Origin of the sequence: Periweissella ghanensis (assembly GCF_918814755.1) — a bacterium.
Classification (GTDB): Bacteria; Bacillota; Bacilli; order Lactobacillales; family Lactobacillaceae; genus Periweissella; species Periweissella ghanensis.
Genome location: NZ_CAKKNT010000022.1, coordinates 1 through 24,829, shown reverse-complemented (window position 1 = coordinate 24,829; position 24,829 = coordinate 1). Strand labels below are relative to the sequence as shown.

At 39.9% G+C, this 24,829-nt stretch carries 24 protein-coding genes; 2 read left to right on the top strand and 22 right to left on the bottom strand.

What is annotated here, in order from left to right; genetic code table 11:
• Positions 1-109: 109 nt before the first annotated feature.
• The 5 genes from addA to racE all read right to left on the bottom strand — a co-directional run bounded on the left by addA (position 110) and on the right by racE (position 9,511).
• A complete protein-coding gene (addA, locus tag LQZ76_RS07410) occupies positions 110-3,898 on the bottom strand; it encodes a helicase-exonuclease AddAB subunit AddA (protein ID WP_230099109.1) in 3,789 nt (1,262 codons plus the stop codon).
• Positions 3,891-7,463 carry a PD-(D/E)XK nuclease family protein gene (locus tag LQZ76_RS07405; protein ID WP_230099108.1) on the bottom strand — a complete coding sequence of 1,191 codons (3,573 nt, stop codon included), beginning with the start codon at positions 7,461-7,463 and terminating at the stop codon, positions 3,891-3,893. Before LQZ76_RS07405 ends, addA begins: the two co-directional genes overlap by 8 nt.
• Positions 7,464-7,546: 83 nt before the next feature.
• On the bottom strand, positions 7,547-8,071 hold the full coding sequence (locus LQZ76_RS07400) for a YfcE family phosphodiesterase (RefSeq protein WP_230099107.1): 525 nt from the start codon (positions 8,069-8,071) through the stop codon (positions 7,547-7,549).
• The gene (locus LQZ76_RS07395) at positions 8,071-8,676 is read right to left on the bottom strand and encodes an XTP/dITP diphosphatase (protein ID WP_230099106.1); all 606 of its coding nucleotides are present in this window, start codon (positions 8,674-8,676) and stop codon (positions 8,071-8,073) included. Before LQZ76_RS07395 ends, LQZ76_RS07400 begins: the two co-directional genes overlap by 1 nt.
• Before the next feature lie 7 nt (positions 8,677-8,683).
• Positions 8,684-9,511, bottom strand: coding sequence for a glutamate racemase (gene racE / locus LQZ76_RS07390; RefSeq protein ID WP_230099105.1), 828 nt, complete (start codon positions 9,509-9,511; stop codon positions 8,684-8,686).
• A 177-nt stretch (positions 9,512-9,688) separates the two neighbouring features.
• Here racE and LQZ76_RS07385 point away from each other — a divergent pair, with 177 nt between their 5' ends.
• The gene (locus tag LQZ76_RS07385) at positions 9,689-10,141 is read left to right on the top strand and encodes a YslB family protein (protein ID WP_230099104.1); all 453 of its coding nucleotides are present in this window, start codon (positions 9,689-9,691) and stop codon (positions 10,139-10,141) included.
• Positions 10,142-10,300: 159 nt separating this feature from the next.
• Positions 10,301-11,476, top strand: coding sequence for a SulP family inorganic anion transporter (locus LQZ76_RS07380; protein WP_230099103.1), 1,176 nt, complete (start codon positions 10,301-10,303; stop codon positions 11,474-11,476).
• A gap of 178 nt (positions 11,477-11,654) precedes the next feature.
• Here the strand turns inward: LQZ76_RS07380 and LQZ76_RS07375 are convergent, their stop codons facing one another.
• The 17 genes from LQZ76_RS07375 to LQZ76_RS07295 form a co-directional block, all read right to left on the bottom strand.
• Positions 11,655-12,134 (bottom strand): S-ribosylhomocysteine lyase, encoded by a 480-nt coding sequence (locus LQZ76_RS07375; protein WP_230099102.1) that lies wholly within the window; start codon positions 12,132-12,134, stop codon positions 11,655-11,657.
• A gap of 341 nt (positions 12,135-12,475) precedes the next feature.
• Positions 12,476-13,258: a carboxyltransferase subunit alpha gene (accA, locus tag LQZ76_RS07370; RefSeq protein ID WP_230099101.1), complete on the bottom strand. Its 783-nt coding sequence runs from the start codon at positions 13,256-13,258 to the stop codon at positions 12,476-12,478.
• Positions 13,258-14,091: an acetyl-CoA carboxylase carboxyltransferase subunit beta gene (locus LQZ76_RS07365; RefSeq protein WP_230099100.1), complete on the bottom strand. Its 834-nt coding sequence runs from the start codon at positions 14,089-14,091 to the stop codon at positions 13,258-13,260. The genes accA and LQZ76_RS07365 overlap by 1 nt, the downstream gene beginning before the upstream one ends.
• A complete protein-coding gene (locus LQZ76_RS07360; RefSeq protein ID WP_230099099.1) occupies positions 14,078-15,460 on the bottom strand; it encodes an acetyl-CoA carboxylase biotin carboxylase subunit in 1,383 nt (460 codons plus the stop codon). Before LQZ76_RS07360 ends, LQZ76_RS07365 begins: the two co-directional genes overlap by 14 nt.
• A gap of 18 nt (positions 15,461-15,478) precedes the next feature.
• Positions 15,479-15,916, bottom strand: coding sequence for a 3-hydroxyacyl-ACP dehydratase FabZ (gene fabZ, locus LQZ76_RS07355; protein ID WP_230099098.1), 438 nt, complete (start codon positions 15,914-15,916; stop codon positions 15,479-15,481).
• 60 nt (positions 15,917-15,976) lie between these two features.
• Positions 15,977-16,432 (bottom strand): acetyl-CoA carboxylase biotin carboxyl carrier protein, encoded by a 456-nt coding sequence (accB, locus tag LQZ76_RS07350; protein WP_230099097.1) that lies wholly within the window; start codon positions 16,430-16,432, stop codon positions 15,977-15,979.
• Positions 16,432-17,667, bottom strand: coding sequence for a beta-ketoacyl-ACP synthase II (fabF, locus tag LQZ76_RS07345; protein ID WP_230099096.1), 1,236 nt, complete (start codon positions 17,665-17,667; stop codon positions 16,432-16,434). The genes accB and fabF overlap by 1 nt, the downstream gene beginning before the upstream one ends.
• A gap of 9 nt (positions 17,668-17,676) precedes the next feature.
• Positions 17,677-18,405, bottom strand: coding sequence for a 3-oxoacyl-ACP reductase family protein (locus LQZ76_RS07340; protein WP_230099095.1), 729 nt, complete (start codon positions 18,403-18,405; stop codon positions 17,677-17,679).
• The gene (locus tag LQZ76_RS07335; protein ID WP_230099094.1) at positions 18,392-19,324 is read right to left on the bottom strand and encodes an ACP S-malonyltransferase; all 933 of its coding nucleotides are present in this window, start codon (positions 19,322-19,324) and stop codon (positions 18,392-18,394) included. Before LQZ76_RS07335 ends, LQZ76_RS07340 begins: the two co-directional genes overlap by 14 nt.
• Positions 19,325-19,338: 14 nt before the next feature.
• Positions 19,339-20,286 (bottom strand): nitronate monooxygenase, encoded by a 948-nt coding sequence (locus LQZ76_RS07330; protein WP_290368173.1) that lies wholly within the window; start codon positions 20,284-20,286, stop codon positions 19,339-19,341.
• A 21-nt stretch (positions 20,287-20,307) separates the two neighbouring features.
• Positions 20,308-20,553 carry an acyl carrier protein gene (locus LQZ76_RS07325; RefSeq protein ID WP_230099093.1) on the bottom strand — a complete coding sequence of 82 codons (246 nt, stop codon included), beginning with the start codon at positions 20,551-20,553 and terminating at the stop codon, positions 20,308-20,310.
• Positions 20,554-20,587: 34 nt separating this feature from the next.
• A complete protein-coding gene (locus tag LQZ76_RS07320; RefSeq protein WP_230099092.1) occupies positions 20,588-21,553 on the bottom strand; it encodes a beta-ketoacyl-ACP synthase III in 966 nt (321 codons plus the stop codon).
• 27 nt (positions 21,554-21,580) lie between these two features.
• A complete protein-coding gene (locus LQZ76_RS07315) occupies positions 21,581-22,018 on the bottom strand; it encodes a MarR family winged helix-turn-helix transcriptional regulator (RefSeq protein ID WP_230099091.1) in 438 nt (145 codons plus the stop codon).
• A 48-nt stretch (positions 22,019-22,066) separates the two neighbouring features.
• On the bottom strand, positions 22,067-22,540 hold the full coding sequence (fabZ, locus tag LQZ76_RS07310; RefSeq protein WP_230099090.1) for a 3-hydroxyacyl-ACP dehydratase FabZ: 474 nt from the start codon (positions 22,538-22,540) through the stop codon (positions 22,067-22,069).
• A gap of 299 nt (positions 22,541-22,839) precedes the next feature.
• Positions 22,840-23,109: a 30S ribosomal protein S14 gene (gene rpsN, locus LQZ76_RS07305; RefSeq protein ID WP_230099089.1), complete on the bottom strand. Its 270-nt coding sequence runs from the start codon at positions 23,107-23,109 to the stop codon at positions 22,840-22,842.
• Positions 23,110-23,238: 129 nt separating this feature from the next.
• Positions 23,239-23,652: a hypothetical protein gene (locus tag LQZ76_RS07300; RefSeq protein WP_230099088.1), complete on the bottom strand. Its 414-nt coding sequence runs from the start codon at positions 23,650-23,652 to the stop codon at positions 23,239-23,241.
• Positions 23,652-24,569, bottom strand: a complete 918-nt coding sequence (locus tag LQZ76_RS07295) for a hypothetical protein (RefSeq protein WP_230099087.1) — start codon at positions 24,567-24,569, stop codon at positions 23,652-23,654. Before LQZ76_RS07295 ends, LQZ76_RS07300 begins: the two co-directional genes overlap by 1 nt.
• Positions 24,570-24,829: the final 260 nt, after the last annotated feature.

Here is a 24,829-nt window from a genome sequence, read left to right as displayed (position 1 = left end):
TCCTATTGATAGTTATCCATGTGTGTAAATCATTGCTTTTTCCCTCTTATAGTAAAAACTTAGTTCTACACTACTTTGTTAAACTAAAAATCCGATTTTATGGTCTTTCTTATGGAACCGGAATTGCCTGGCCAAGCGCCAATGAAATAATATATTTTTGATCAACTGGTCGGTGCATAATTTTTGCTAATGCGACCGCATATAAATTAAGTTGTCCTTGATAACGTTCTACTAACACTTGACTTTGCCCATGTGGTACAAAGTCCGTCTTGTAATCAAACAAAATTAATTGATCGTCATCGGTCACAAAATATCCGTCCATGATACCGTGAATCAAGACCCGCTCGTCACCTCCCGTGTATCCGTGATATAGTTCCCGTGCGTACATCAACATACTAAATGGTTGTTCGCGCTTAACTGCCGCTGCTGATTGCTTGAGCAACTCACCAAACGGTGTTGCAAACAATTGCACTAACGCTGTAACTTTAATTTGATCTGCTACATCTTGTGTTAAGGCACCAGTTAAAACTAATTTTTTGATACAATCCCTAATGGTACTTTCATCAATAACTTGTTGTAAGTCCAAAGCTTGTAAGACTAAGTGCGTCGCTGATCCAACGGCCAAACTACTTGGTTGCGTTAATTGTTCCAGGAATTTGGGCGTTGCAAAATCCTCATCAACCAAGCGATTAGCCTCCGCAAAACCATTGGTTGTTAACTTAATTTGGGCATGCACCGAATTATCTGGATCTTCAAATAACCGCTTAACTTCACTCACACTTTGATAAGCCGTTGTTTGGGTGGCAATTTGATGCGGATATTGATAAGCGAGCACCGCTTGGGCTTTTGCAATTTGTTGTACATCATCGACATTGATTGTATCAATCTCACTATGCGTTACTGTGCTAGTGGGAAGCGTCATTTGCGCACTATTTAATGCTAGTACTTGGGAACGGTCATATGTGTGGACTACGAACTGACTTTGATCATCTTTAAGCGCCGGCAAGGCTTGAATTTCTATGTCGGTAAATAATTCACTTGGAAAATTGGGATGACGTAATAAGGCCAGACCAATTAAGTCCATGAAATTATTAACCCCTAAACGTGTTAAATCATCAATAAATAAGGTACTTTGCTGATTACTACCAAGCCAACGACTTTGTAATTGTTTGCCACTATTATATGCTCCAACTAGATATAACTGTTGTTCGGCCCGTGTTAAAGCGACATACAAGACCCGTAATTCTTCGGCCCATGCTCGTCGTTTAGCTAAATCTTTAATATAAGCCTGTTGTGGTAAATCAATTTGCAAACGTTGCGTAGGCTCTAAATATGGCATCGCAATACCAGCTTGGTCATCAATTAATAGTCCCTTAGTCAAGTCTAACACATTAAACTGATGGGTGGCATCCAGAAGAAATACAATTGGAAATTCACGTCCTTTTGAAGCATGGATTGTCATTACTTGGACTGCATTTTCACTTGTATCAACCGCTGCTGACGCCAAATCTTTTTCATTTTTACGAAGCTGTTCAATATATTGAATAAAACTAAAGAGGCCCACATAACTACTCGTTTCAAAAGTTTTGGCACGTTCATATAAGGCGTGTAAGTTAGCTTGACGTTGCAAGCCCGCTGGCATCCCCCCAACATATTCAAAGTAGCCCGTTTCTTCATAGATTCGCCAAATTAAATCAACTAATTGGTTTTGGGTTGCCAATTGTCGCCATTGCTGAAATTGCTCAAAAAATGGGGCTAATTTTTCATAAATACCGACCATGGCTGGTTCGGTAATAATCATTGATTTATCGGCATACCCTTGCATAAATTTAGTAACCGCCACATAAAAATTTCCTTGCATATCTTGGGTCCGAATACGCGCTAAATCATTCTCACCTAACCCAACAATCGGTGAACGTAAAACAGCCGCTAAGGGAATATCTTGATTCGGATTATCAATAATTTGCAGCAAGCTTAGCATAATATTGATTTCAACCGTTTGAAAATAATTATCAGCATCATTCACAACAACTGGAATACCAGCCGCTTTGAAAATTTCGACTAATTTCAAATTCATTTTCCGCGTCGGTTCTAAAATCGCAATATCGCCCCAATTAACCGGTATCATTTGTTGGGTTTCTTTATCAAACCGCTGACCACCATTAAGCACTAGTTCCTTAATTTTTTCAGCCATAATCAAAAGTTGGGCACTCGTTTTATCATTATTTAATTCTTCAAGATCATCAGCTACTTCCTCACCATCGGCTGGTATTTCAGGCGCCCCATGCCCATCTGCATCCTGGTCTAAATAGATTAATAATTCGGCGACTGGTGGCACATCTTCATAAACTTTAGCTTGATAAACTAATTTCGCACTGCCATCATAATCTAAATCACCAAGCGTTTGATTCATAATCTGGGTAAAAATCATGTTCGTAAAGCCAGTCACATTCTTATGCGACCGGAAGTTTTCTGGTAAAATAATCCGTTCATTTAATGGGGCTGGTTGGGTTTGATCATCCCAATTTTGATACGCTTGATACTTCGCCATAAAAAGACTTGGATCAGCTAGTCGGAAGCCATAAATTGATTGTTTAACATCCCCCACCATAAACATGTTATGGCCATTACTTAAACTTGTGAGCAATGTTTCTTGTAACGGATTAATATCTTGGTATTCATCAACCATAATTTCACGATACCGGGCTTGCAACGTTTTAGCGGTCGCGGGATCTTGTAAAATTTGCAAGGCAAAATGTTCTAAATCACTAAAATCAAGCACTTGTTTTTGGCGTTTAAACTGACTAAATTGCGTATTGAAATCTTTCACAATCGCAACTAAATTTGCCGTCGCCGTGGCCACTTTAGCGGTCACAGCTAATAAACTTGTCTCATCAAGTAAAAAATAATTGGCTTTAATGGCTTGCAATTGTTCCTTAGCTTCTTCCCGATAGCCCTTGGCAACTTCCATGGCTTCTTTGACTAATTCGTCAGTGTCTTTATTACTGCGACCAGCAATTGCACGCCATTCTAAGAGATTAAAGCTTGCCCGTAACTCATCCCATGAACTTGTGGGATCGTTAAATCGCGCTTGTAAATTAGTTAGTTGGGTTAATTCATCGGCAATAAAATCGGCTCGTTTTTTGGCATTTTTATCATCACTATAGGCTTCAACTTCCGCTAAGGCAGTCGCTAAACTATTTTGGGCCCGTTCTAACCGCGGCAAGATTAATGGGCGTAATTCATTTTGATAAAATGCTGATTGCGTGTAATGCCCATCAATTAGATAACGTTTAGCTAAACCATCTAGCCACGCATCCATATCCGCTCGCGCATTCGCAAAATTATAAAGCCGTAAGACGGTCTCAGCCATCCCCTCGTCGCCTTTTTTAGCAAATAATTGCACTAACTCTGGAAAGGCCGCATCATTTGCATAGCGCTCTTCAAATAACGCCGCTAAAACTTCATTTTGCATCATTTCCGCTTCGGCTGTGTCTGCTAGCAACCGAAATTGGGGATCTAAATCAATCACATGGTAGTAGTGTTCGATTAAGCGTAAAGCAAACGCGTGCAACGTCGAAATATTAGCCGTGGGTAAAATCAAAAGTTGCTCTTGCAAGGCTTGCAGCCGCTCATTATCAACTGGTGGTTGACTAGCAGTTTCAATTCCTTTTTTCAAAGCAACTTCAATTCGGTCACGCATTTCTTTGGCTGCGGCATCAGTGAAGGTCACAATTAACATTTGATCCAAACTGACTGGATTTTCGGCCGCTAATAATTTTTGAATTACCCGTTCTACCAAGACCGTTGTTTTACCAGATCCCGCCGATGCAGAAACTAAGATATTATGATTAGCATGCGTAATGGCTGCTTTTTGATTAGAAGTAAATTCAGGCATTTCCACGCTCCTCTTGTTCTTTAGCTAACAGCGCCAAAACATCACTGGCTTTGAGGCTATTAAGCTGATTATATTTATTGTCAATTAATGCATCAAAGCTCATCACGGGCTTAAATGGAGAATATTGTAAGGCTGTTTTTTGGTTACTCCAACGCACAGGTGCAATCGGAAATTCCCCCGCTAAAATCGCTTCCCCAGCGCTCGTCAAGTTCGCAATATTATGGGCTAATAGCAATTCTAAATCTTCCGGTAAGATTAAATCACCGGTTTTATTTAACTGTTTTTTCGTATTAAAACTAAAGTTGTAGTGCTTGGCTTTGCGGTCGTCTTGGATTTCATCATCCAATGATAATAAGAAATCTTCATCTTTTACTAATAGACCGTTATATTTAAAACTCAAAGTCCGTTTTGCTTGTACTAAATCAAGGCTTGCGGCCGATAAAATATCATCAATTGGGCCACCAAAATCACTTAACTTAAGTTTAGGATCGTCAATATGGGCAAATAATGCTCCACCAAGATTGACGGCTTGGTTAAATTTGTCGGCATTAACTTGAACCACGTTTAAATACGTTAATAACTGTAATGCTAACCCATAATAGGCATCCCGATAATTGAACTTCTTTTCACCTGATTTATAATCAATCACATTCACAAATAAATCTTGTTGCACAAAATCAGTATCAACCCGGTCAATTTTTCCACGAACATGCATTTTACGATTATTACTTAATGTAAACTCCAAGGGAGCCCAATCGTTTTCTCCATGGCGGAATCCAAAGGGAACTTCCGTTGCAAAGGGACGACTATTATCCAGATTGCTAGCATGCGCTAAGTTCCCAAATACTTGGACTAACGTATTAACCAGTTGTTTTTGAATAAACTGTAAGCGCGCTGAGCTCTTTAAAATTTTAAAAGCTGGATCAGCTAAAATTTGATCAGCCGCTTGGTGGACTAACCCTTGGAGTTCGGCAACTGGAACTTGCCCGGGTTTCTTATCTTGGTTAATCAAAAGTTTCATCACTTGGTCTAAAACCGCATGATAAAACTGACCCGTATCAGCGGGGCTCAATTCAAAGACTGGTCGTTCCCGCAACCGTAACCCATATTCTAAGAAGTACGCAAACGGATTTTGGTAATATTTTTCCAATTGTGAAATCGAAACATTTAACGTTTCACCAAAAATTTGTTGGCCAATGGCAGGTAACAATTGTTCACTTTGGTTACTGTAATTAACAGCCGCAAAAATTTTATCGGCTAATGGCTCGACATTTCGGACATAATTTTCCAACGCTTGCCAATTACTTGGTAACGGTTGCTCTTCGTTGTGGGCTTGGCGTTTAAGATTCCCGATATGATTCAACGTGGAACGTGGGGTCCCAATAAATTGGCGTATATCACGGCCAGCTAAGGCCAACTGGGGCTGACTACTTAGGGTTTGAATTGGTAAATCAAACGCTCGCACTAACCGTCCAATATATGGGGATAACTTTTGAATTTGCCCATCAGTATTACGAACCGGATAGCTTAAAATCAAGCTATCTTTGGCCCGTGTCCAACTTAAATAAGCTAGTAACGGTTCTGCCGCCATCTGTTCACGACTCGTATCACGTAAATACATATCCTTATCCAAGACATCGCGGTATTTTTCAAAATCCGTGCGATCTTGGTCATTTAGTAAACTATGATTTTGCAATTGAGCTGGTAAGTTCAGCCGCGTGCCTCCTAATACCATGACAACCCGATAATTATCATTTTGGGTAATTCCCATTTCTGAAATTTGCACTTTATCAATGGCTGCTGGAATCCCCGCAAATTTACCACCACTAAAGCCGGCTGCTAAAACATCACTAAAAGTTTTGATATCAAATGCTTGGGGCCCCATTAAAGTGACAATTTCATCAAACGTTTGCATCAACATCTGCCAAACTTCTTCTGGTTGCTTAGCTTGAACTAAGTCTTGGTTTGCTAACGCTGTTTGCCGCCATTCTTTTAAGACATCCAAAATCCCGTAATCTTGTAACCATTTATATAACACCATAACAGCATCTTGATTAGTTTGGACCTTTTTTAATGCCTGGCGAATATTTGTTAAAGCTGTTGCAACAAAAGTCCGAATATCGTTGATTTTTTGATTAATTTCCGCATCAACCGAAATCAATTGCCAATCATCTTCGCTCCCTGTTGAACGCGTATAGACCCAATCTTCATCCCCTACCCATTCGCTACGCCGTGGATTAAACGCCAAGATATAATTTTCAGTGACGTCAAGGGCTTGGCGAAAAGTCAATTCATCCATCGAACTAGGACGTAACAATTGCGTTTTAAGCAAACGCATTAGTGGATAATACTGAAAATTATCCGTCGTTGCTAAATCCAATAATGAACGCATAAATTCAACTAACGGGTGATTAGTCATCGCAAAATCCAAGTCAGTGAAGACCGGGATTTGATAACGGGCAAAAATTGGGCCAATCATCGTTTCATATTGATTCAAATCGCGGGCCACAATTAAAAAATCCCGATAACGATAACTCGGGTCAGCTTGGACTTTTTGGCGAATTAAGCGTGCAAATTGCTCAACTTCGGTTTGCAATGATTCTGCGGCAAACACTTTAATCGCTTGCTGAGCTGCGTGCTTTTCTGCTGCTGTACCCAACACTAGCTGGCCTGTTTTATGACTATCTATCCAGATGCGTTCATAGGCCTTAATTCCATCACTAACCGGCCGTTTAGTTGTTACGAGCTGCTTGTGCACATCCACACCTTGTAACTTAGCAAAATTTGTCAGTTCTTGAATTAAAATTTTAGTCCGTTTGAACAAGTCGCCGAGTGGATTAATTGTTAAACTATCCGTAACTAAAGCTACTGTGACATCGGTTTTTGAAATTAGCATTTCTAATACGCGGCGTTCTGGAATAGTAAATGAAGAAAAACCTTCAAAATAAAAATGCATGTTCGCGAGATTGGCCGTCGTTAACCAATCAGCAAAGGCGTTCAATAAATCCGTATTAGTAATTAGTTTGTTAACAACTTGCTTTTCCACGATATTCATAATGATTGTTAAATCGTGCATTTTAGCATTCAATTCATAATCAGCCCCCGTCGCTGGCAGTAATTCGGCCAAATCTTGGGCGGTAATTTTTGATAAACGCAACTCACTAATTTGATTGGCTAATTGGTCAATAAACCCCGGTTTTTGGCCAAGTCGTTGAAATAAAATTAACTCATCAGCTGCTTGACTCAATGCTTGACGCACTAACATAAACAAGCCGGTATTACTAATTCGTTCTCGCTGATAAACAGCGGTGTTAGCCATAAAATACCAGACAAGCCGTGAAATTGAGAATACTTGGAGCTGACTTTCAGCAATCACTTGCGTATCCGCACCATCTAATTGCCCATACCGCGTTAATACATCAACTTCGGCATCAAATTTAATATGGTTTGGTACCAAATAAAAAATTTGTGCATCCGGTTGGATCACAGCACGCTCTTTAATCATTCCTAGTAATGCTTGACGATGATCATACTGAGCTTCGCCATATAAAAATTCTAATGTCATCGGATCCTCCATTATTTGATTACATATAGGTTTTTTAAAGAAAAAACGACCCAATACCGTGATTAGATCGTCCCTCTTTCGCTCTACGCTGTTAAGTTGAATGTAAAATGTAAATCAGGAATTGCTGTCATTTGCCGGTCATAATATTGGACGTCATATATTAAGCCATTTACGGTTACAATCGCATATGTCCCGCCAAGGTAAGCATATTGCCCACGTGGTTGACTAATTGAACCAGGATTGATAACTAACATATTATCAACAACTTCAACCCCGAGTTGGTGGGTATGACCAAAAGTGACAATTTGGGCATCGACAGCTTTAGCGGCCAAAATCAATTTTGTTAATGAATAATTAACGCCAAATAAATGACCATGGGCTTGAAAAATACTTTGATCACTAGTCCGATAATGGTTACTCGACTCATATTTACGATCAAAATCCATATTACCTGCTACCGTGATGACCCCATCAAAAACACTATCATCAGCTGGTAATTCAGAATCGCCATTATAAAAAATCTGGGTGACAGCTTCTTTATTCGCCTGAAATATTTTTTGTAAAATTGCGCGGTCACCGTGGGCATCACTAATAAATAAGTATTTCATTAAGCGGCCCACCATGCATCAAATTGGGCTAAAAAGGCGTCAATTGCCCGGCGACGATGGCTAATTAAGTTCTTCTCTTCCGCACTAGCTTCTCCGAATGTTTTACCTAATTCTGGTGAAAAGAAAATTGGATCATACCCAAAGCCCCCAATTCCACGAACTTCAAAGGTAATATAACCTTCAACTTCACCGCTTACGACTAATTCTTGCCCATTAGGCTTAACGGCCGCAATCGTTGCATGGAAGCGGGCTTTACGTTCTTCAAATGGTAGCTGACCTAATTTACCAAGTAATTTCTCGATATTAGCGGCATCATCATGATCCCCTGCATACCGTGCTGAATAAATTCCAGGTTCATCATTTAATGGACTCACCATCAAACCAGAATCATCTGAAATAACCGGATAAGTCTGCATTAAATCAGCAATGGTCCGGGCTTTAATCAATGCATTTTCAGCAAACGTCGTCCCAGTTTCAGCAATCTCAATGTGTTGATCTAAGTCGCTTAAGCCTAATACTTCAATCCCTTTTGGAGCTAATAATGCTTTAAATTCCTTTAATTTACCGGCATTGTTAGTTGCTAAAATAATTTTTTTATCACTCATAGTGTTATTAATCCTCCAATTTAAGTCCCGTTGATGTCATTGCTAAGTGTTGTACATTTAAATCATCATTATTTAACCAGCGACTAGCTAACGTGTGAAACGCTGTCACATCACCAGTTGTATAATACTCGTCTTTTGCACGATTGATTGGGTCAGAGTTGCTAATATTTAACTCATCAAGCATTGCGGAAACATTTTCAATCGCAACTGCTCCTGAATTAACCAAAGTTACCTTTTCACCCATTACCTTGCCAATTGTTTGATCAAGCAATGGAAAATGAGTACATCCTAAGACTAACGTATCAATATCCTTATCGGCAAAATACGCTAACTTATCGGCAATTAAAGTTGCCGCGGCTGGTGAATCTGATTGATTGGCTTCCACAATTTGAACAAACTCCGGACACGCCAGTTGTGATACACGCACGGCATTATCCTTATGTTCTAATGCCTTGGCATAAGCTTCTGATTTAACGGTCCCAGCCGTGGCAATCACCCCAATTTTTTTATTATTAGTAGCCCGTAACGCGCCTCGGACCCCCGGTGCAATTACCCCAATTACGGGGATATCTAATTTCGCCCGTAAATCAGGTAGTGCCGCTGCGGTAGCCGTATTACAAGCAATTACCAACATTTTAATATCTTTTTTTACGAGAAAATCAACCATTTCCCAAGTATATTTCAGCACTTCTTCTTTGGGCCGGGGGCCATATGGCATCCGAGCAGTGTCACCAACATAATAAACAACTTCATGTGGCAGTTGACGTAGCGCCTCACGAGCGACCGTAATCCCGCCAATCCCTGAATCAATGTAACCAATTGCTTGTGATGTCATTTTCTTACCTCTAATCATGATGTTATTAATTATATTATACTTTAATCAAGCATGTTTTTAGTGCTTTTTTAGTTCAAGTTATTATTTAACTATAATTACGATTTCTTACATTATTTTTACTAACAATGTGTGCTAATTTTTGCTAAAATTATATTAATTAACTATTGGGAGAATTCGATGGACGCGCATACTTATGATAATTTAGTTGCTGCAACTGGAGCACCAACCCCATTTGCAATCAACTTGTTACGAGACATTCTAATTCCAGACATTTTACAAGAAGATACGTCTAGCATTTCTTACTGGGCGGGTAAAAATTTAGCTCGCACTTATCAAGTATCGCTTGATCAAGAATTAGCAATTTTTTTCTTAAATGCTGGTTTTGGTGAGTTAACAAAACTTTCCGAAAAAGGCAATCAACAAATTTGGCAACTTAGCGGTGATTTTGTCAAAAACCGCTTCCTTGCTAACCCAACGCGACCTGATTTTAACCTTGAAGCAGGCTTTTTGTCACAACAAGTTGAACAAGCTATGCCCGTTGTAGCTGAAGCTAATTTTGAAGTTGACCTCAAAAAGCAAATTGTTCTAATCAATGTCCAAACCGAAAGTAATATTGAAACTGAAGCCTAACATTACCACGTCAAATTATAGTTAGCATAAAATATGAATATCCCGACTGTAATTTTTACATTCAGTCGGGATATTCGTATTTTGTAGCCTATATAACCACCTTTGGGCGCGCTTTTTTCCATTACCGCTTTAACACTAACGCTACATAGGAGTTATCACATGTTATTTAGTATTTCAAAAAATGAATGGCTATCAAATTTAAAAAATGATTTTTGGGGTGGCATTGTAACCGCAATTGCTTTAATTCCTGAAGTGATTGGCTTTGCAATTATTGCCGGTATTAATCCAATCAATGCCCTATATGCAGCCGTTATCATGGCATTGGTCACCTCATTTACCGGTGGTCGCCCCGCGATGACGTCTGCGGCAGCCGGATCAATGGCCTTAGTATTAGTGAGCATGGTTAAAACTCATGGTATGCAATACATGCTTGCTACAACCATTCTTACCGGTCTGATTCAACTATGGCTTGGTTACATCGGTATTCACAAAGTTGTTCGTTATATTTCAAAACCCGTCATGTTAGGCTTTGTCAATTCTCTTGCCATTTTAATTTTACTTGCCCAACTTCAGCAGCTCCCACATCAAAATATCGCCACATATATAATGGTCATTAGTACGATTATCTTAATGTATGTCTTGCCACGAATTACTAAGGTTATCCCACCGGCTTTGATAATCATTGTTGTCATGACTATCATCACACTCTTTGTCCCGGTTCATTTACAAACCGTTGGTGATCTTGGTAATCTAACAGCTGAGTTACCGCATCCTGGGTTACCACATGTTCCATGGAATTTTCACACTTTAACAATCATTTTACCAACCGCAATAGCTCTTGCAATTGTTGGCTTAACCGAGTCTTTGTTGACTTTACCTTTAATTGATCAACTCACACAAACAACCGGTGATAGTCAACGCGAGGCTAAAGCTCAAGGATTAGCAAATATGGTCGTTGGTTGGTTTGGTGGGCAAGCGGGTTGCGCCATGATTGGACAAGCCGTTATTAATGTTAAATCTGGTGGTCGCCAACGTTTCTCAACCTTTACGGCGAGTATTGCCTTACTATGTATGATTCTTTTTCTAAAACCGCTAATGGTTCAAATCCCAACTGGGGCCTTAATTGGGATTATGATTACCGTCGCTTTTACTACCTTTGATTGGTCAACATTAAAAGCAATTGCCGTTCAAGAATTAACACTTATTGAGATTGGCATCATGCTCATTACGATTGCATTAGTTGTTAAAACACACAATTTAGCCATTGGAATTGTGATTGGGATGCTTTTAAGCGGTCTTGTAGTCGCATTAAACTTAACAAAAAACCGTAAGTAAATAACTGGCTAATTAAAAAGGGAGTGTGACAGAAGTCGGGCGATATCGAGAAATACACTAAATAACCGCTTTGAAGAAAATTCTTCAAGGCGGTTATTGTCTTATTTCGAATATATCGGACTTCTGGAACCCTTTTTGTGCTGTTAATACCACATTTACAGCTTTTACTGACGTTAATTTAAATAACTTTCCGTTCGTATGGATCAGTAGAAATCCCACGCGATAAAATCAACTTAGCCCATTCTTTAGCACTGAAAAGACTGTGGTTTTTGTAGTTACCACAACTTTCAATTCCGGTTCCAGGGACATCTTCCCACGTAATTACATCGGCAATTTCTTCTAATGAAGATTTCAAAGCCTTCGCAACTGCTTCGTTATCTTGTTCACCCCACATAATCAAGTGAAACCCTGTTTGACAACCAAATGGTGAACAATCAATCACACCCTCCAAACGCGTCCGTAAAAGGCCGGCCAAGAGGTGTTCAATTGTGTGTAAACCCGCCATGCCGATGGCTTCTTCATTTGGTTGTACCAAGCGTAAATCAAAATTAGTAATTTTATCGCCAACTGGGCCATTTTCAACAATAATTTTGCGGACGTATGGCGCCTTAACTGCGGTATGATCAAGTTCAAAACTTTCAACTTTTGCTTGTGGCATAAAATAATCCCTCCAAAAAATTCACATTAATTTTTAATCTATTAGTATCATACTACAAAACTAACGCGAAGAAATACCAATTCTAATAATATTATGATAAGTTTACCTTAAAATATAGCCGGTCTACTTACCTGTCAAGCAGAGCCCGAAATACACTAAATAACCGCTTTGAAGAATTTTCTTCAAGGCGGTTATTGTCGTATTTCGAATATATCGGACTTCTGGAGCGCGTTTTGGCAGCAAATTACTACCAGAAAAGCGTTATGTCACAACCCCTTATCGACATATTTACACATAAATTAGGCTTCTAAAGTACATCTTACATGGTAACCAATTAGTGCTTAAAACTTACTAAAACGAGCCATCCGATGAGCGACAAGTGCTTCGCCATCTAACGCTTGATACTTGGTAAGTGTGGCCGTTAATTCAGCCCGTAGTGCACTTGCTAAGCGGTCAAAACGCTTTTGGTCAGGAATAACCTTTTCAATTACTTCATTAGCTAACAAGTCTTTGGGTGTTAAACCTAGTAATTCAGCAGCTTCATCACTGCGACTGGCGTCTTTCCATAAAATGGCCGCAAATCCTTCTGGGGAAAGAACTGAGTATGTTGCATGTTCAAACATCCAAACTTCATTAGCAGTTGCTAAGGCAAGTGCTCCACCAGAACCACCTTCACCGTACACAATCGCAATCACTGGAACTGTTAATTGCATACTTTGTAAGATACTTTCGGCAATCGCTTGCCCTTGGCCCATTTCTTCAGCTTCTTTACCTGGATACGCTCCTGGCGTATTAATTAAGGTAATGATTGGTCGATTAAATTTAGCCGCTTGGGCCATTAAGCGTTGCGCTTTACGGTACCCACTTGGCAATGGTGAACCATTATGTTTTTGAACTTTTTCAGCAAACTCAACACCTTTATCAATTGCAATCACAGTTACTGGCGTACCATCTAAAAAGCCAATCCCACCAATAATGGCAGGATCATCGTAACTTTGACGATCACCATGTAGTTCAAAGAAATCCGTCACAAGGCCATCAATTAATTGACGCGCTGTATACCGGTCTTCACGGGCCAATTTAACAGTTTGAGCGGCTGTTAGTTCACGTTTAAAAATATTCATTAAGCTTGACCTCCATGTTGCTTGACGAGCATGTTAATGACATTAGGTAAGTCTTGACGCGCAACAATTGCATCAAGGAAGCCACATGTTTGTAACATTTCAGCTCGTTGGAAGTCGGCCGGTAATTTTTCATGTAACGTTTGTTCGATCACCCGCCGACCAGCAAATCCAATTAACGCATGGGGTTCCGCGATAATCACATCCGCTTGCATGGCAAAACTAGCCATAACCCCACCAGTTGTTGGATCAGTTAGGACCGTCATGTAAAACAATCCTGCTTGGGCGTGTTTAGCAACAGCTGCGGATACTTTAGCCATTTGCATGAGGGATTTAATCCCTTCTTGCATCCGTGCACCACCAGAAGCGGTAAATAAAATTACTGGTAACTTTTCTTTTAACGCAACTTCAAACAAGCGGACAATTTTTTCACCCGTCATTGAACCTAATGAACCCATGATAAAGCTTGAATCCATCACCCCTAAAGCAACTTTTGCATCTTTAATAGTGGCAATCCCGGTTAAAACTGATTCATGTAAATCCGTCAAGGCTTTAGCTTTTTCAAGCTTTTGGGCATACCCAGGAAAAGTTGGATTGGCTAAAGCTAAATCATGATCAATTTCTGTAAATGAAGAGGCCAATAATTTAACCCGATCATGTGCTTTTAAGCGAAAACCATAATTACATTCTGGGCACACTTTTAAAGCGGTCAATGAACTACGGTAAATGGCATTATGACAAATCGGACACTCAATCCACAAACCATCAGGAATTTTATCATTGATTGTCTTACTGTCAACTTGTGGAATGGCATGTTCTTTATTAAACAGTTTCATGTTCACTTACCTCAGCTAACCATTGTGGTAAAAATTCATTTTCCAAATACTTAGTATTAACGGCCCCAGTTTTAACATGTTCATCTTGGACTAAGGCTTTTTGGAAATTGATATTAGTTTTGATACCACCAAGGACAATTTCATCAAGCATCCGGTGTAAACGCGTTAAGGCCGCTTCACGGTCAGAACCACTAGCAATTAACTTCCCAATCATTGAATCATAGAATGGTTGCACAACAGCACCAGTAAATAAATCAGTATCAATACGCACCCCATTACCACCATTTGGTAAGTATAGGTAGTCAATTGGACCAGCACTTGGGGCAAAGTTTAACTCGGGTTGTTCGGCGTTTAAGCGAACTTCAATGGCGTGCCCTTTGATCTGAATATCATCTTGCGTTAATGTTAACTTCTCATTAGCAGCAATTTCAACTTGCAGCTTCAATAAATCAAGCCCCGTAACCATTTCAGTAACCGGGTGTTCAACTTGAATCCGCGTGTTCATTTCCATAAAGTAGAAATTACCTTGGTTATCACGTAAGAATTCTAACGTGCCAGTCCCACGGTAATCAAGGGCGTTGGCCGCTTTAACCGCCAATTCACCAAGGTAAGCCCGTTTTTCAGGTGAAATACCCACAGCGGGGCTTTCTTCAAGAACTTTTTGGTTGTTACGTTGTAATGAACAGTTTCGTTCTGGTAAGTAAACCGCATTGCCAAAATTATCACGTAAAATTTGGACCTCGATGTGTGAAACGTCAGTTAAGACCTTTTCAAGATACATCGCGCCATCCCCAAATGCTTTTTTAGCTTCATTTTGCGCTTCTAAAAACTTGGGTGCTAATTCACTTGCCTCATCAATTAACCGCATCCCCTTACCACCACCACCGGCAGCAGCTTTAAGTAAAACGGGGTAACCAACTTCATCCGCAACTTTTTTAGCTTCATCAGCATCGTGAATAAAACCTTTTGAACCTGGGGTCACCGGAATACCGGCTTCACGCATGTATTCACGAGCATTGGCTTTATTTCCCATCAAGTCAATTGTTTCAGGTTTTGGACCAATAAACGTCAAGTTTAAATCCGCCACCATTTGCGCAAACATTGAATTTTCTGATAAGAAACCATACCCAGGGTAAATTGCTTCTGAACCAGTAATCACTGCCGCACTAAGGATGTTCTTCATATTTAAGTATGAATCTGTTGGTTTAGGACCCCCAACACAGATTGCTTCATCTGCTAACTGTACATGTAAACTATCAGCATCAGCCGTTGAGTAAATCGCAACGGACGCAATGTTCATTTCTCGCAATACGCGTACCATCCGCGTGGCAATGTCACCACGGTTGGCAATCAATACTTTTTTAAACATTCAAATATACCTTCCAAATTATCCGATCACAAAGGTCAATTCTGCATCAACAGCCTTTTTAGTGCCGATGTAGGCAATTCCTTTTCCTTGTCCAATATTACCACGGATTTTATCTAAAGTGACTTCAAGTCGCAATTGTGTCCCTGGTTTTGTCATCTTTCGGAACTTGGCGGTCTTAATTCCACCAAAGTAAGCTGTTTTACCTTCAAATTCAGGCATTGAAAGTAATGCCACCGCCCCAGTTTGGGCAAGGGCTTCAATCACAAAAGCCCCTGGTAACACAGGATCACCTGGGAAGTGACCAACAAAAATTTCTTCATTAACTGAAACGTTTTTAATTGCCGTACAAGAAACCCCAGGTTCAAGACCAACCACTTGGTCAATCATTAACATTGGGTAACGGTGTGGGAGAATTTTTTGAATTGCAACTGAATCTAAAATAACTTCTTCTGACATTTTTATTTCCTCTTTTTTAAAAAAAATGGGCTGATCGTCACCGAGCACCCCATTATATTTTTAATCGCGAACGACTTTGAACAACGGCTTGTCAAATTCAACGATTTCTTCATTTTTAACTAACACGTCGGTAATTTTTCCACTAAATGGTGCCTTAATTTCGGTCATCATTTTCATTGCTTCAATAATTGCGACGGTTTGGCCTTTAGTAACTTCAGTGCCAACTTCAACAAAAGAAGCGACCCCTTCACTAGCTTGTAAGTAAACACTTCCAACTAATGGCGCTTTAATGTATTCCACATTTTCAGCAACACTAGTTTCCACGGCAACTGCAACGGGTGCACTGGCCACGGCGGTTGGTGTTGCAACAGCTACTGGAGCAGCACTTGAAGTAACAACTGCTTGATGTTCATTCTTGCTTAAAGCTAAATGAAAAGCACCATCTTCAATGTTCAACTCACGAATTGAACCGGCTTCAAAATCGGCAATTAATGCCTTGATATCTGCTAATTCCATTAATCATCCCACCGTTTCATTGCGATAACGGCATTGTGACCACCAAATCCAAATGAATTTGAAATCGCGATTTTAGCCGCAGTATGCTTGTTAGAATCATCAACAAGGGGAATGTTAACAACAGGATCTTTTTCTTTTAAGCCTACGTTAACTGGTAATTGACCTTTAATTAAACTCATCGCTGTAATTACGGCTTCAATCCCACCAGCAGCCCCAAGCAAGTGACCAGTCATTGACTTAGTTGATGATGTCAACACACCACTTTCTAAACCAAATACGTTTTCAATTGCTTGTGCTTCAGCACTATCATTAGCACCCGTTGCTGTACCATGCGCATTGATGTAATCAACGTCACTTGGTTGGATATTCGCATCCCGCAATGCTTCTTGCATCGCACGGGTTGCTCCTTCACCATGGGGTTCAGGAGAAGTCATGTGAAAGGCATCCGTTGTGGCACCAAATCCAATAATTTCTCCTAAAATTTGCGCACCACGAGCTTGGGCATGTTCAAGTTCTTCAAGTACAAGGACTCCAGCCCCTTCACCCATGACAAAACCATGGCGGTTGGCATCAAATGGAATTGAAGCATCTTCAACTTCAGTTGCGCGTGATAATGTACTTAAAGCATCAAACCCTGAAATCCCAATTCGGTTAACAGACGCTTCTGATCCACCAGTAATCATGGCATCAGCATAACCAAGACGAATCCGGTTATAAGCATCCCCAATCGCATTAGTCGCACTTGCACAAGCAGTTACCACAACGGTTGAGATATTTTGGGCGTGAAAACGTAACGCCACGTTCCCAGCCGCCATGTTAACGATTGATTGTGGCACAAACATTGGTGACACGCGGGCCATTCCTTTGTCGTGCATTTTAATAACTTGTTCTTGAATAGTCGTCAAACCACCGATTCCTGAACCAAGAATCACTCCTAAGCGAGTGCTATCAATATTTTCATCTGACAAACCACTTTGGTTCATCGCTTCAGTGGCTGCGTGAACCGCATATTGTGAAAATAAATCCATCCGCTTAGCTTCTTTTTTACCAACATATTGGTTGGCATCAAAGTCTTTAACTTCTCCAACAAATTTAACTTCAGTTTCGTTATCAGCAAATTTAGTAATTTCACCGAATCCAAGCTTACTACTAAAGATACCGTCAGCAAATTCCTCAACACTATTTCCAAGTGGAGTAACTGCTCCAAGCCCAGTAATTACAACTCGTTTCATCATTTATTACCTCTATCCAATCATTCCACCGTCAACTACGATTGTTTGACCTGTAATATAGTCATTTTGAGCTAAGAAAATAGCAGTTTCGGCAATTTCTTGAGCTTCACCAAATCGTTTAAGGGGAATTTGTTCTAAAATTTCTGTCTGTACTTTGTCACTTAAAGCAGCTGTCATATCAGTTGCAATCATACCTGGTGCAATTGCATTAACCCGGATACCACGCATGGCACCTTCTTTAGCTAATGTTTTAGTTAAACCGATAATACCGGCTTTACTTGCGGCATAATTTGCTTGACCAATGTTTCCACCGATCCCAACCACACTACTTAAGTTAATAATTGTTCCCGCCCGTTTTTTCAACATTTGCTTGAAAATTGGTTGCGTCAAATTGAAAGTTCCAATCAGATTTGTTTGAATGACATGCATAAATTGCGCTGGTTTCATCCCCATCGCTAAGCTATCATCAGTAATTCCGGCATTATTAACCAAAATGTCAACAACTCCAATTTCCTTAACGGCTGACAACAATTCCGCTACGGCTTCTTCACTAGACAAATCACCTAGACAAACCGCTGGTTGGTGTTGATAGTCAGCAAATTGGGCCAAAATCTCATCACTCGGTTGTTTACGACCGTGCAAGATAACTTGGGCGCCAGCTTTTGCAAATGCATGCGCGGTTGCCAAGCCAATGCCACGGGTTGAACCGGTTACGAGGACGATTTTATCAGTTAACTGCATATTCTTCTCCCATCACCTTTTGTAATGATGCAAAATCATAAATACTAGTGCGTTCACTATCTTTTACCGTCTTACGGGCAAATTTAGTTAACGTATTATCTGGGCCAAATTCAACAAATTCTGCAATCCCTTGTTCAGCCATCAAAGCTAAATCTTGGGCAAAGAATGTTGGATTTACTAATTGATCAACTAGTACTTGTTTAATTGTTGCTAAATCAAAAGGTGCTTTTGTTGTATTACTAAATACAGTAAAAGCAGGTTGCTTAAAATCAACTGCCGCTAATACTGCGGCAAATTCTGCCTGCGCACTTGCTAATAATGGTGTGTGAAAGGCCCCGGCAACATTCAACGGAATAACCCGCTTAATGCCTGCTTCAATCAACGCCGCACTAGCTTGTTCAACGCCAGCTGGGCTTCCACCAATTACAAGTTGTTGCCCACTATTATAATTAGCTGGGAAAACTTGTTCACCATTTTCACGAATTTGTGCCAAAATATTTTCCACTAAGGCAAAGTCTTCGGTCATTACCGCCGCCATTGTCCCAGGGAGTGCTTCAACTGCCGCTTGCATTAATTGGCCCCGTTTAGCAACTAAACGTAAGCCATCAACAAAGTCTAAGGCCCCACTAGCAATTAATGCTGTGTATTCCCCTAGACTTAAACCTAAGGCAGCAGTTGGCACTGTAAATTGATCTTTTGCAACTTCATATAATCCAAACGAATGCGCGACAACAAGTGGTTGCGTGTACTTTGTCGTTTTTAACGCTGCTTCATCTTGTAATTTCGCCAAAACATCATAACCTAACACCGTCGATGCTAAATCAATAATTGCGCGGTACTTTGGAAAATTTTCATATAAATGAGCTGACATGTTAACGTTTTGACCACCCTGGCCACCAAACAAAAATCCAACTGGCATTAATAAAACTCCTTTTACTTGTTGTTAAGTAATTCGTTAGCTTGTGACCATACACGATCTAAGATCTCAGCTGCGGTTGGTTCATCATTAACCATTCCTGATACTTCACCGGCCATGAATGAACCATGTTCCGAATCCCCAGTTTGAACGGCTGTTCGTAAAGCACCGTTACCTAATTGTTCCAATGCTTCCATATCTGGTTCTTCTTTAGTAGATTCTGCTTTTTCAAATTTAATAAAGTTTTTTGACATTTTATTTTTAAGAACTCGCGCAGCGTGACCAACATATGAACCAGTAACTAAAGTATCCACGTCCTTAGCTTTAAGCACGGCATCTTTATAGTTACGGTGAATGTTTGATTCTTGCGCTGTTAAGAAGCGCGTTCCCATTTGAACACCAATCGCTCCAAGCATTTGGGCCGCAGCAAGGCCACGACCATCTGCAATCCCACCAGCAGCAATAACCGGAATGTTAACGGCATCAACTACTTGTGGTACAAGGGCCATTGTTGTTAACTTACCAATGTGACCACCTGATTCAAGCCCTTCGGCAATCACGGCATCCACACCAGTTCGTTCCATAATTTTAGCCAAACCAACAGATGGCACAACAGGAATAACTTTGATTCCAGCTGCATGTAACCGATCAATGTGCTTGGCTGGGTTTCCGGCACCAGTAGTAACTACTGAAACGCCTTCTTCGATAATTGCATCAAGCACTTCATCCACGTGACGGTTAAGTAACATAACGTTAACCCCAAATGGCTTGTTAGTAATTGATTTGGCAATTCGAATTTGCTCACGAGTTTGATCACCATTAAAGTGACCAGACCCAATAATACCAAGCCCACCAGCTTCGGACACTGCAGCCGCTAAATGACCATCAGCAACCCAGGCCATTCCGCCTTGAAAAATTGGATACTTTAGGCCGAGTTCTTGGTAAAACGGATGTAATTCTTTCACTATTAGGACCCCTTTTTGATATTATTCAGCAGCGTTCAAACGTTCGTTAATAACGTTAACTAAATCTTGAACAGTTTGCACGCCATCTTCAACGTCCAACTTGATGTCAAATTCGTCTTCAACTTGGTTCATCAATTCAAAGATGTCCAATGAGTCAGATTCGATGTCGTTACGTAAGTCAGTTGCAGGAGTGATTTCGCTTGCTTCCAAGTCGAATTGGTCTGCCAAGATTTCAGTTACTTTTGCTAAGATTTGTGCTTCAGTCATAATATTAATTCCTCTTTTAATTTAATGTATTTTTTTAATAAGTGATTACAGTTGTTCCAAGGCTAAGGCCGCCACCAAATCCAGTGAAGACTAATTTGTCACCGCGCTGAATGGCTTGGCTCTTAATTAGTTCATCCGCTAAAATTGGAATTGAAGCTGCCGAGGTGTTCCCATAATTGGCAATATTTGTTGGAAATTTTTCCAACGGTTGTTTGAGCTTTTTAGCAATTTGTTCAACCATGCGGCCGTTGGCTTGGTGTAGTAACACCTTATCAATGTCTGCAAGGGTTAAGTTCGCATTGTTAAGTGCCTTAACAATTGATGTTGGTACTTGCCGAGTGGCGAAGTTATATACATCTCGTCCGCTCATGGCAAAGTATGGTTCTGCTGGGGCAATTTCACCTGCAAAGGCATTCTTATTGGCAATTTTACCAGCGCGAATTGCTCGGCTATCTTCACCAAACGTAGCTAGATCAGTTGCATGGATGGTACTTACTGCGCCCCCTTCAACTAAGAAGCCCCCAGCACCATCCCCGAATAATACGGCTGATGTACGATCTTCCCAATCGATTAGTTTTGATAATACATCGGCCCCAATAACGAGACCACGTTGGCCGTCTGCAATCATTTTGTCAGCGACGGTTAAGGCATATACAAACCCCGCACAAGCCGCATTGACATCTAATGCAAAAGCATTTGTGGCCCCTAAAGCGCCTTGAACTTGGGCTGCTACCCCGGGCGTCAAATAATCTGGTGACATGGTTGCGACCAAGATAAAGTCAAGTTCAGTCGGCGTTAATTCAGCTTGAGTTAATAGTTGTTGGGCAACTTTTAAAGTTACATCACTCGTATTTTCATCAGTCACGATATGGCGCCGTGAAATACCAGTTCGACTATTAATCCATTCATCACTTGTATCCATGTAATGGGTCAATTCTTCATTTTCCACAATCCGTTCGGGTACATAGTGTGCTGTTTCAAGAATTCGAATTCCTGCCATTTTTATTATCTCCGCAGAGTTACATGGTTATTTACGGTTTAAGAATTTTTGAACATTGGCAATTCCTTGAAGCATTGCATCAATCTCATGATCATTCATATCACTTGTTAGTGCTTGAACCATCCGTTGATGAAAATTTAAATGTTCTAAGAATATGGCATGTCCTTTTTCAGTTAAACCAAGGTGTGTGATTCGGCGGTCAGTTTTGCTCGGCATCCGCGTAACATACAAATGAGCCACCAACTTGTCGATAATTTTAGTCATCGACCCAGGTGATAAACACATGGTGTGGGCAACTTGTGAAACGGTTTGATTTTCATCAAGTGAAATGGCCTCAATGGTATGCATATCGCGAAGGCTTAAATCTGCAAAGCTGGACTTAGAAAGATCACGTTCCTCAACCCATCTAACATCGTTAAATATCTTTACTAACTTTGCATTTAAATCAGCTAATTCATTCATCATAAGACTTTAATTCCTCATTAATGCAAAGAAAATACTCAAGTACGTAGTTTAAGCGGTGGTGTTTGGTGCCACAATAAACATTAATTCCGCACTTGTTGCAACTTTACCGTCAACCATTGCCTTTGCAGAAACAATTCCCATGTTGGCACGTTGTTTTACAAATTCAATATGTAACTTCATTACATCCCCAGGTTTAACCATGCGTTTGAACTTCGCATCATTAACCCCACCCAAGTAAGCCGTCTTACCTTTAAAATCAGGTGATGAAAGAATAAGGATTGAAGCAGCTTGTGCTAACGATTCAATAATTAACACCCCAGGCATAACTGGATTACCAGGAAAATGGCCTTGGAAAAACTGTTCGTTAATTGTTACGTTCTTGGTTGCGATAATTGATTTACCAGGTTCCATTTCGTCAACGTAATCCATGTAAAGAATTGGATAACGGTTTGGAATGAGATCCATAATTTCCTGTGCATTTAAGACTTGCAAATAATTATCCTCCAAAATTATTTCGAACATGAAAATATTCGATGTTGAAAGAATATTATATATACCGTTTATTGTCAACGGTGTTAACTAATTTTTTTTAAACACTTTTGGCTAAAGTGTTGATTTATTAATGTTTTACGCCCCAAAAAAAATTTTTTTATTTTTATAAATTGCTTGTAGAAAATCATTTTGTTAGCTTTTAAAAAGTTAAAAATTGCTACACAAAAAGTCGGCGATAGCAAAAAATAGTAGCAAAAAAAGCTAGGAAAATAATTTTCCCTAGCTTTTTTGATCGTATTTATTCTTTTGGACAGACTAATACGAAGAATTTACCAAGATGCCTTTTGCACCCCAGGAATTTTACCTTGGTGTGCTAATTGGCGAAAATTAAGCCGGCTCATACCAAATTTACGCATATAAGCATGCGGACGTCCATCAAGTAAATCACGATTGTGCACCCGGACTGGCGATGCATTACGTGGTAATTTTGCAAGACCTGCATAATCACCCGCCGCTTTTAGGGCTGCGCGTTTGGCCGCAAACTTGGCCACCGTGGCTTCAATTTTCTTAGCTTTTGCAATTTTTGATTTTTTTGCCATTGTATCCACTCCAAATTGATTGATTTTAAGTAATTAGTAACTTTTCTTGGGTCAATTACTAGTAAATATTTAAATATCTTCAAATTTTTTTGGATAACTTAGTCAACAAAAATATTATAACACTTAAACTTACAAATTGTAAGTAAAATAATTACGATTTTTGGTATATGGCTCTAATTCAAAATCAGCGGCCGTAATAATTTGAACTTGCTGCTCAGTTAAGGCTTGGCGAATCATTGTTCGTACAATTTCCGTTTCTGGCACCACGCGAACCAAACCCGTGGCCTCATGTACAATACTCCAAAAATTATTTTTATTAACGCTTAAAGCTTGATAGGCTTCAAATTGAGCTAAATAATCTTTAATATCGGCTTGAAGTTCACTTGGATTTTTATCGCTATCAAGACCATACATAATTCCATCAATGGTTAACCATTGTGCTGCATGCAAATCGGTAACAACTTTAAACCCTTGTTTTTCACACGCCCATGCGGCAAATTTTTCGGTATCATATAAAGGAAAAGAAATATTTACACCCGTCATTATACTTGCCCTTCTAAAATTAATAAGCCCACACTATTTAATTCTGCTTTACGTTCGGCAACATTAATTTGCTTAAATAATTGGGTACTTTGTAACCAGGCTTCCGTTACTTGATCACCAACCGCCACGCCAGTTTGTAAGTTAAGGCGTAATTGATAACGCGAGGTTAATTTTGTACCATGATCAGTTAAAATACAAAGCACTTCTTGCGTATCTTGGGTCCGAATGTCGACATACCAATTACCATCCACCGCATATCGCTTAACATTTAATTCAACCGAGATGGCCTCATCGCCTACTGGATAGGTTAAATCATCGAGAATTTCAGTAGCAGTCATTTGGTCTTCAACACTACCTACGCCACGATCATTTTGATTACTACTATGTCGAGCATCACCACCGCCATCTGCCATGCCTAAGTCCGGATTTTCTCGTAATTGGGCATCTCGCTCAAAAATTAACCGCGTAAAGCCACTAGTTGGGCGTTCAAGTACAAAATTAACCGATAAATCACGTTGCTTGGTCATATCATAACCACTTTGCTGTTCAACAAACGCAACAAAATCTGGTGTTAATTGATATGATTCATTAACTAATGGACGAACTTCACCTGGTTGACCGACTTTTTCCATAAAAAATGGGTGCTTAACAATAATATTGTTATTCAAAAAGAATTTAATATATTCGCCTTGGTTGCTTGCAAGGGCAATAAAATCATCAGCAATTTTTGATTTTAAAGGGACCGTCACCTCATTAGCTAATGTTGGTTGCTCATCATCTTCATCAACCGTTACTAAATTTACGCACCAATTACCATTTTCATAGCGCGTAAAACTTAAATTAAATGGTTCACCGCGAAACCGATAATTAGGGGCTGCTTCAGCTCCAAATTTTTGTGAAAATTCACTTAAATCCATGTAACATCTCCTCATTTCAAGTTATTTCTTCTATTATAACGAAAACGGCCTCTTAATGGGGGATTAGGTTATAAATACACAAAAACGGGCGTGTGACAAAAGGCGGGCGCTATCGAGAAATACACTAAAAATCCTCTATGAAGAAAATTCGGTTCTACACTATTTGATGTTGATGAGTAAAATCATCGACATCTTTTTTTGCAAAAAAAATAGGACACCGTATGTCCTAGTGCTAAAATTAAGTCGACGAAAACCAAAGA